Source organism: Cupriavidus sp. SK-3, from assembly GCF_000611145.1.
Taxonomy (GTDB): Bacteria; Pseudomonadota; Gammaproteobacteria; order Burkholderiales; family Burkholderiaceae; genus Cupriavidus.
Genome location: NZ_JFJV02000219.1, coordinates 1 through 8,249, shown reverse-complemented (window position 1 = coordinate 8,249; position 8,249 = coordinate 1). Strand labels below are relative to the sequence as shown.

Sequence of the window (8,249 nt, the reverse complement as noted above, 5' to 3'; positions counted from 1 at the left end):
GTGCCATGGGACGCCCGCCGTCCTTACCCGCACCAGGCCAGCACCATGTTAGTCAGATCCACCATGAACGCCGGCCGCAAGTAGGCCATGAAGCCCAGCACCATCAACGCGGCCAGCGCCGCGAAGCCGCCGGCCCGCAAGGCCGCGGCGCGCGCGGCGCTCATGCCGCTGCCGCCTGCGGGCGCGCAATCGCGTGCTCGCGTATCGGCAGGTTGACCAGCGCGGCGACGACGCCCAGCCCGATTGCGATCATCCACACCATGTCGTACGTGCCGGTGCGGTCGTACAGGAAGCCGCCCAGCCAGGCGCCCAGGAAGCTGCCGATCTGGTGCGAGAAGAACACCACTCCTGACAGCATCGACAGATACTGCACGCCGAATACCTGGGCAATGATGCCATTGGTCAGCGGCACCGTGGACAGCCACAGGAAGCCCATCATGGCAGCGAACACCCAGGTGCTGGCGGCCGTCAGCGGCAGCAGCAGGTAGGCGGCGATCACCACCGAGCGGGTGATGTAGATCATCGACAGCAGGTGGCGCTTGGGCATGCGCTGGCCGAGCGCGCCGGCGCTATAGGTGCCGAACACATTGAACAGGCCGATCAGCGCCAGCGCCACAGTGGCGATCTTGGGATCGGTCAGGCCGCGGTCCTTGAGGTAGGGCGCCAGGTGCACGCCGATGAACACCACCTGGAAGCCGCACACGAAATAGCCCAGCGTCAGCAACTGGAAGTTGCGGTTGCCGAACGCTTCGCGCACCGCCTGGCCTATGGTCTGCTGGAAGCCGCTTCCGTGCCCCTCGCTTTGCGGCTCGCGCAGGCTGAAGGCCAGCGGCAGCATCAGGCAAGCCAGCACCGCCAGCACGAACAAGGCGTTCTGCCAGCCTGCCACCGAGATCAGCGTCTGCTCGACGGGGATCATCAGGAACTGGCCGAAGGAGCCAGCGGCGGCCGCGATGCCCATGGCCCAGACGCGTTTCTCGGGGCTGGCTACGCGCCCGATCACGCCGTACACCACGCTATACGTGGTGCCGGATTGCGCAATGCCGATCAGGATGCCGGCGCCCGAAGCAAAGGCGGTGCCTGAGGTGGCCATCGCCATGACCACCAGGCCCCCGACATAAAGTGCAATGCCGATCAGCATGATGCGGAAGGCGCCAAACTTGTCGGCCAGCGCGCCGGTGAACGGCTGGGTCACGCCCCACATCAGGTTCTGCAGCGCCAGCGCGAAGGCGAAGGTCTCGCGGCTCCAGCCGTGCGTCTGCGTAATGGGAAGGTTGAACAGGCCGAAACCGTGCCGGATACCCATCGACAAGGTGACGAGCAGGCCACCGCATATAAGGACTGCTGTGAGGGAAAGTGCCTTTTTCGGCGTGCTTTGAATGTTGTTCTGCATGGCGTCCTGCATCCTGGCTCGGTGTGCGTAGTGCTGTTTTTAGTTTTGCCGGCGCGGTCCGGACCCGCCTGGGCCTCGCCTGTGCGAGCGAGTGTACCCCGCATCGGCTCGTGGCGTCGGGCGCCGCTCCGGGGCCGGGGTGGTGCCGAATATGCTGCATTGATCACTGTAACGCGCAGTCACGATTGGCACCAAGACGGCTGCGCGCTTCCATTACAATGCAGGCTGCCCGGCCCCCCTGGCTGGCGTGCGGCAAGCGCCCCCCGCCAAGGCTGGCCGAGAATCCCACTAAGCAAGCGACTCCATGGCGAGCAAAACCAGTCAGTACAGCGAATCTTCCATCCGGGTCCTGAAGGGCCTGGAGCCGGTCAAGCAACGGCCCGGCATGTACACCCGTACCGACAACCCCCTGCATATCGTGCAGGAGGTGATCGATAACGCCTCCGACGAAGCGCTCGGCGGCCACGGGTCCGAAATCATGGTCACCCTGCACCGCGACGGCAGCGTCAGCGTGGAAGACGATGGCCGCGGCATCCCGGTCGGCATCCACCCCGAAGAGCAGGTCCCGGTGGTGGAAATCGTGTTTACCCGCCTGCACGCGGGCGGCAAGTTCGACAAGGGCAAGGGCGGTGCGTACGCCTTCTCGGGCGGCCTGCACGGGGTCGGCGTTTCCGTCACCAATGCGCTGTCGACCCGGCTCGACGTGACCGTCTGGCGCGACGGCAGCTGTTCCACGCTGACCTTCTCCGGCGGCGACGTCACCGTGCCGCTGGCCACGCGCAAGCTCGAGCGCGGCGAGAAGAAGAGCGGCACGCGGGTGCAGGTGTGGCCCGACGCGAAATACTTCGATTCGGCCGCGATCCCGATGGCCGAGTTGCAGCGCCTGCTGCGCAGCAAGGCAGTGCTGCTGCCCGGCGTCAAGGTCACGCTGCTGCACGAGAAAAACGGCGAACGCCAGACCTGGCAGTATGACCAGGGCCTGAAAGGCTACCTGGTGGAAGCGCTGGCGCAGGGCAGCGGCGCCGAACTGGTGGTGCCGATGTTCGAGGGCGAGCACTTCGCCGACCCCGACGCCAACCCGGCCGAGGAAGGCTTCGCGGAAGGCGAGGGCGCTTCCTGGGTGGTGGCCTGGACCGAAGACGGCGCGCCGGTGCGCGAGTCCTACGTCAACCTGATCCCCACCCCCGCCGGCGGCACGCACGAGTCCGGCCTGCGCGAAGGCCTGTTCCAGGCGGTCAAGAGCTTTATCGAGATGCACGCGCTGCAGCCCAAGGGCGTCAAGCTGATGAGCGAAGACGTATTCGCGCGCGCGTCCTTCGTGCTGTCCGCCAAGGTGCTGGACCCGCAGTTCCAGGGCCAGATCAAGGAGCGCCTGAACAGCCGCGACGCGGTGAAGCTGGTGTCCGCCTTCAGCCGTCCCGCGCTGGAGCTGTGGCTGAACCATCATGTGGAATACGGCAAGAAGCTGGCCGAGCTGGTGATCCGCCAGGCGCAGGCGCGTACGCGCGCCGCGCAAAAGGTGGAAAAGAAGAAGGGCTCCGGCGTGGCCGTGCTGCCGGGCAAGCTGACCGACTGCGAATCCACCGACGTCACCCGCAACGAATTGTTCCTGGTCGAGGGCGATTCCGCCGGCGGTTCCGCCAAGATGGGGCGCGACAAGGAGTTCCAGGCCATCCTGCCGCTGCGCGGCAAGGTGCTCAACACCTGGGAGACCGAGCGCGATCGCCTGTTCGCCAACAACGAAGTGCACGATATCGCGGTGGCGATCGGCGTGGACCCGCACAGTGCCAATGACGAGCCCGACCTGTCCAACCTGCGCTATGGCAAGATCTGCATCCTGTCCGACGCGGACGTGGACGGCGCGCACATCCAGGTGCTGTTGCTGACCCTGTTCTTCAAGCATTTCCCCAAGCTGATCGACAACGGCAATGTGTGCGTGGCGCGCCCGCCGCTGTACCGCGTGGATGCGCCGGCGCGCGGCAAAAAGCCGGCCCAGAAGCTCTATGCGCTGGACGATGGCGAACTGGTGGCGATCCAGGACAAGCTGATGAAGGACGGCATCAAGGAAGGCGGCTGGCAGATCTCCCGCTTCAAGGGGTTGGGCGAGATGAACGCCGAGCAGCTTTGGGAAACCACCATGAATCCCGACACGCGCCGCCTGTTGCCGGTCGCGCTGGGCCACTTCGACCTGCCCCAGACCGTGGGCGTGATGAATATGCTGATGGGCAAGGGCGAGGCCGCGCAGCGGCGCACCTGGCTCGAAGAGCGTGGCAACGAGGTGGTTGCCGATATCTGATATCTGATGGCCAGGCTGCCGGCGTTCGTGACGTCCGGTGCCTGCATGACGCGAGGAATCCCGATGGCAAAGACCAGACCTACCAGCAACCGGCCGCGGCAGTGGATTGCCGCCGGCATGCTGCTGGCCGGCCTGGCCCTGGCGCCGGCGGCCCACGCGGCGCTGTATGGCTACATCGACGACGACGGCGTGGCGCATTTCTCGGATGAGAAGCTGGACGAGCGCTATACGCTGTTCATGAAGAACGGCGGCGAGCTCAAGAGCCCCTCGGTGGGCCGCGCCAGCGCCGGCGGCCAGATCGACCTGGAAACGCACAAGCTTTACCGCTACGTCGTCAACCATCCCAATATCGCCACGGTCGAACCCATCATCCGCCAGGTCGCGCAGGCGCAGAATGTGGATCCGGCGCTGGTCAAGGCGGTAATGGCGGTGGAGTCGGGCTTCAACGCCGGCGCGGTGTCGCCCAAGGGCGCGATCGGGCTGATGCAGGTGATTCCCGACACCGGCGCGCGCTTCGGCGTGAGCGCCGACGCGCGGCGCACGGTCGGGCAGAAGCTGGCCGACCCGCATACCAATATCTCGGCCGGCGTGCGTTATTTGCGCTGGCTGATGGAGCTGTTCCCCAACAACCTCGAACTGGTGCTGGCAGCGTACAACGCCGGCGAGGGCGCGGTACAGCGCTACAACAACAAGATTCCGCCTTATCCCGAGACCCAGCAGTACGTCAGCACGGTGCTGCAGTTCTATCGCTTCTACCGTCCGGGCGGCGCGCCCGCGGGGGTCGCGGGCGGGGGCATCAATCGCGTCAAGATGGTGATCGGCGGCCGCCGCAACATGCCCTGATCCGATCACGGACAACACGACGAACCGCATAACGAACAACTTGCAACCGGCGCACCGGCCAACGATGCGATGCGCCGTATTCTTGCCAATCCATGGAACAACAAGACATTCCGTTTGACCCAGGTTCACCCGACGAGGGAGCGGACTCGCTGACGCTTGCGCACTACGCCGAGCGTGCCTACCTCGATTACGCCATCAGCGTGGTCAAGGGCCGCGCGCTGCCGGAAGTCGCCGACGGCCAGAAGCCGGTGCAGCGCCGCATCCTGTTCGCCATGCACGAGATGGGCTTGCGCGCCGACGCCAAGCCGGTCAAGTCGGCGCGCGTGGTGGGCGACGTGCTCGGTAAATTCCACCCGCACGGCGACCAGTCCGCCTACGATGCGCTGGTGCGGCTGGCGCAGGACTTCTCGCTGCGCTACCCGCTGATCGATGGCCAGGGCAACTTCGGCTCGCGCGATGGCGATGGCGCCGCCGCGATGCGGTACACCGAGGCCCGCCTCACGCCGATCGCGCGCCTGCTGCTCGACGAGATCGACCAGGGCACGGTGGACTTCGTGCCCAACTACGACGGCTCGATGGAAGAGCCCAAGCTGATGCCGGCGCGGCTGCCGTTCGTGCTGCTCAACGGCGCTTCCGGCATTGCCGTGGGCATGGCCACCGAAGTCCCGCCGCACAACCTGCGCGAAGTCGCGGCGGCCACCGTGGCGATGATCCGCAACCCCAACATCACGCTGGCCGAACTGCTGGCGCTGATGCCCGGGCCGGACTATCCCGGCGGCGGCCAGATCATTTCACCGGCTTCGGATATCGCCGCGATCTACGAGAACGGCCGTGGCAGCCTGAAGGTGCGCGCGCGCTGGACCATCGAGGAAATGGCGCGCGGCCAGTGGCAACTGGTGGTGACCGAGCTGCCGCCGAGCACGTCGTCGCAGAAGGTGCTGGAGGAGATCGAGGAGATCACCAACCCCAAGGTGCGTGCCGGCAAGAAGTCGCTCACGCCCGAGCAGTTGCAGCTCAAGCAGGGCATGCTGGCCGTGCTCGACGCGGTGCGCGACGAGTCCGGCAAGGACGCGCCGGTGCGGCTGGTGTTCGAGCCCAAGAGCAAGAACATCGAGCAGCAGGAATTCATCCAGACGCTGCTGGCGCATACCAGCCTGGAATCCGGCGCCTCGATCAACCTGGTGATGATCGGCACCGATGGCCGGCCGCGGCAAAAGGGCCTGGCCGATATCCTGCGCGAGTGGATCGCCTTCCGCTTCGCCACTGTCACCCGCCGTACCCGCCATCGCCTGGGCAAGGTCGAGGACCGCATCCACATCCTGGAAGGCCGGATGCTGGTGCTGCTCAATATCGACGAGGTGATCCGCATCATCCGCGAGAGCGACGAGCCCAAGCCGGCGCTGATGCAGGCCTTCAGCCTGTCCGACCGCCAGGCCGAGGACATCCTGGAAATCCGCCTGCGCCAGCTGGCCAGGCTGGAAGCCATCCGCATCGAGCAGGAGCTGAAGACCCTGCGCGACGAGCAAGCCGAGCTGGACGTGCTGCTCAAGTCCGAGACCATGATGCGCCGCCGCATCATCAAGGAAATCGAGACCGACGCCAAGCAGTACAGCCCGGAAGACAAGGACCCGCGCCGCACGCTGATCCAGGAAGAGCGCCGCGCCGCCGCCGAAGTGCGCGTGGTTGACGAGCCCGTCACCGTGGTGATGTCGCAAAAGGGCTGGGTGCGCACGCGCCAGGGCCACGGCCACGATGCGCAGCAGTTCACCTTCAAGGCGGGCGATGCACTGTATGGCACCTTCGAGTGCCGCACCGTGGACGTCATGCTGGTGTTCGGCACCAATGGCCGCGCGTACACCGTGCCGGTCGCCGGACTACCCGGCGGGCGGGGTGACGGCGTGCCGGTGACGACGCTGATCGAGTTGCAGCCCGGCAGCCAGATCGCCCACACCTTCGCCGGCAGCGTCGACCAGCGCATGCTGATCGCCACGCGAGGCGGTAACGGTTTCCAGACCAAGGTGGGTGATATGGTCAGCCGGCAGAAGGGCGGTCGCGCCTACCTCACGCTGGACGAGGGCGACGCGCCGCTCGATCCCGCACCGATCGGCGACGATGCCACGCACGTGGCCTGCCTGTCCGGCAACGGCCGCCTGCTGCTGGTGGCGCTGGACGAGATCAAGTCGCTGTCGGCCGGTGGCCGTGGCGTGATCCTGATGGAACTGGAGCCCAAGGAAAACTTGCTGCAGGCAGTCGCCGTCGGCGCGCCTGGCCTGGTGGTGTCGGGTGCCGGGCGCGGTGGCAAGCCCGGTTCGCAGAAACTGGCTGGCCAGAACCTGCTGCCCTATGTCGGCAAGCGTGCCCGCAAGGGCCGCGCGCTGGAGGTCAAGCTCAAGGAAGCGCGCATCGACCCGGTACGTATCGATCCCCCGGCGGGCGGCAACTGAGTCCCGTCGATCCGACCCGGCCCTGCGCGTTTGCGCGGGGCTTTTTTCTTTAACGGCATGCCGTCAAGCTCGGGCGCGATCCCGACCGGCAGTCATTGATCCCGTTACGCGTGATGCCAGTCCCTCCTTTCCCCGCCGGCGACGATCCGATGGTAGCGCTAGCACCGCCGCCTACTCCACGCCGCCTGTTCATTGAATTTGCCCGCATGGGTTTGTCCGGCTTCGGTGGCGTGCTGCCCTTTGTGCGGCGTGCCGTGGTGGACCGCAACCGCTGGCTTGGCGACCGCGATTTTGTCGAACTGCTCAGTCTCGGCCAGGTACTGCCTGGCCCCAATGTGATCAACCTCGCGCTGATGCTGGGGCTGCGTTTTGCCGGGCTGCGCGGCGCGCTGGCTGCCTTTGCCGGGCTGGTGATGGTGCCGATGGTGGGGGTGCTGTCGCTGATGCTGCTCTACGAGCACTACCGCGACGTGGCGGCGGTGCAGCGCATGCTGACCGGCATGACCGCCGTGTCGGCGGGGCTGGTGCTGTCGACCGGCTTCAAGCTGGCGCAGAGCCAGCCGCGCACCGTGCGCGGGCTGATGATCGGTGGGGCGGCCTTTGTCGGCATCGCGTTGTTGCGCTGGCCGCTGGTGCCGGTCATGGCGGTGCTGGTGCCGCTGGGTCTGGTGCTGGAGTGGCGCACCGGCGAACTGGCGCGGCACGCGCAGCCTCCCAGGCCCGCCAGCGATGGTGGTGTCGATCCGGTGCCGCCGGTGACCGGGGAGCCGCGCCAATGAGTTCGCCCAACGTGTTGAGCAGCCTGCTGACGCATTTCCTGATGCTGTCATTTCTTGCCATCGGCGGGGCAAGTTCCACCATCCCGGACATGCACCGCTTCCTGGTGGAGTCGAATGGCTGGATGAGCGATGCGCAGTTCTCCGCCATGTATGCCATCTCGCAGGCAGCGCCGGGGCCGAACATCCTGTTCGTGGCCTTGTTCGGCTGGCAGGTGGCCGGGCTGGCTGGCGCCATTGTCGGCATGATCGGCATCTGCGGGCCGTCGAGCTTGATCGCGCTCGGGTTCGAGTATTTCGCCGGGCGCTCGCCGCAGGCGCGCTGGCCGGGCTTGATCCGGCGCGGCCTTGCCACGCTGACCATCGGGCTACTGTTTTCCACCGGCTGGATCCTGGCGGCTGGCGTGGATCACAAGTGGACTGCGGTGGTGGTGACGGTGGTTACCGTCGGGTTGATGTTGAAGACGAAGGTGCATCCGTTGGTGTTGGTGGGGGTG

The 8,249-nt window shown here is 66.4% G+C and carries 7 protein-coding genes; 5 read left to right on the top strand and 2 right to left on the bottom strand.

Annotated features, from left to right (window positions below):
* Window positions 1-23: 23 nt before the first annotated feature.
* Together CF70_RS37045 and CF70_RS22135 are read right to left on the bottom strand one after the other, a co-directional pair.
* Window positions 24-164 (bottom strand): hypothetical protein, encoded by a 141-nt coding sequence (locus tag CF70_RS37045; protein WP_200876790.1) that lies wholly within the window; start codon window positions 162-164, stop codon window positions 24-26.
* Window positions 161-1,393 (bottom strand): MFS transporter, encoded by a 1,233-nt coding sequence (locus tag CF70_RS22135; RefSeq protein WP_035869810.1) that lies wholly within the window; start codon window positions 1,391-1,393, stop codon window positions 161-163. The genes CF70_RS37045 and CF70_RS22135 overlap by 4 nt, the downstream gene beginning before the upstream one ends.
* Window positions 1,394-1,697: 304 nt before the next feature.
* Here CF70_RS22135 and CF70_RS22130 point away from each other — a divergent pair, with 304 nt between their 5' ends.
* From CF70_RS22130 to CF70_RS22110, 5 genes are all read left to right on the top strand, one after another.
* Window positions 1,698-3,689, top strand: a complete 1,992-nt coding sequence (locus CF70_RS22130) for a DNA topoisomerase IV subunit B (protein WP_035869700.1) — start codon at window positions 1,698-1,700, stop codon at window positions 3,687-3,689.
* 63 nt (window positions 3,690-3,752) lie between these two features.
* A complete protein-coding gene (locus CF70_RS22125; RefSeq protein WP_035869694.1) occupies window positions 3,753-4,532 on the top strand; it encodes a lytic transglycosylase domain-containing protein in 780 nt (259 codons plus the stop codon).
* Window positions 4,533-4,624: 92 nt separating this feature from the next.
* Window positions 4,625-6,976: a DNA topoisomerase IV subunit A gene (gene parC, locus CF70_RS22120; protein WP_035869691.1), complete on the top strand. Its 2,352-nt coding sequence runs from the start codon at window positions 4,625-4,627 to the stop codon at window positions 6,974-6,976.
* A gap of 113 nt (window positions 6,977-7,089) precedes the next feature.
* Window positions 7,090-7,755: a chromate transporter gene (locus CF70_RS22115; protein ID WP_414629472.1), complete on the top strand. Its 666-nt coding sequence runs from the start codon at window positions 7,090-7,092 to the stop codon at window positions 7,753-7,755.
* Window positions 7,752-8,249, top strand: a 498-nt coding sequence (locus CF70_RS22110) for a chromate transporter (protein WP_035869803.1), incomplete at its 3' end; no start/stop codon positions are given. The genes CF70_RS22115 and CF70_RS22110, both read left to right, overlap by 4 nt.

What these genes read in the sequence shown, in the direction of transcription:
- CF70_RS37045 (WP_200876790.1), bottom strand. Translation starts at nt 164, where the DNA reads ATGAGCGCCGCGCGCGCCGCGGCCTTGCGGGCCGGCGGCTTCGCGGCG.
- parC (WP_035869691.1), top strand. Translation starts at nt 4,625, where the DNA reads ATGGAACAACAAGACATTCCGTTTGACCCAGGTTCACCCGACGAGGGA.
- CF70_RS22115 (WP_414629472.1), top strand. Translation starts at nt 7,090, where the DNA reads ATGCCAGTCCCTCCTTTCCCCGCCGGCGACGATCCGATGGTAGCGCTA.
- CF70_RS22125 (WP_035869694.1), top strand. Translation starts at nt 3,753, where the DNA reads ATGGCAAAGACCAGACCTACCAGCAACCGGCCGCGGCAGTGGATTGCC.
- CF70_RS22135 (WP_035869810.1), bottom strand. Translation starts at nt 1,393, where the DNA reads ATGCAGAACAACATTCAAAGCACGCCGAAAAAGGCACTTTCCCTCACA.
- CF70_RS22130 (WP_035869700.1), top strand. Translation starts at nt 1,698, where the DNA reads ATGGCGAGCAAAACCAGTCAGTACAGCGAATCTTCCATCCGGGTCCTG.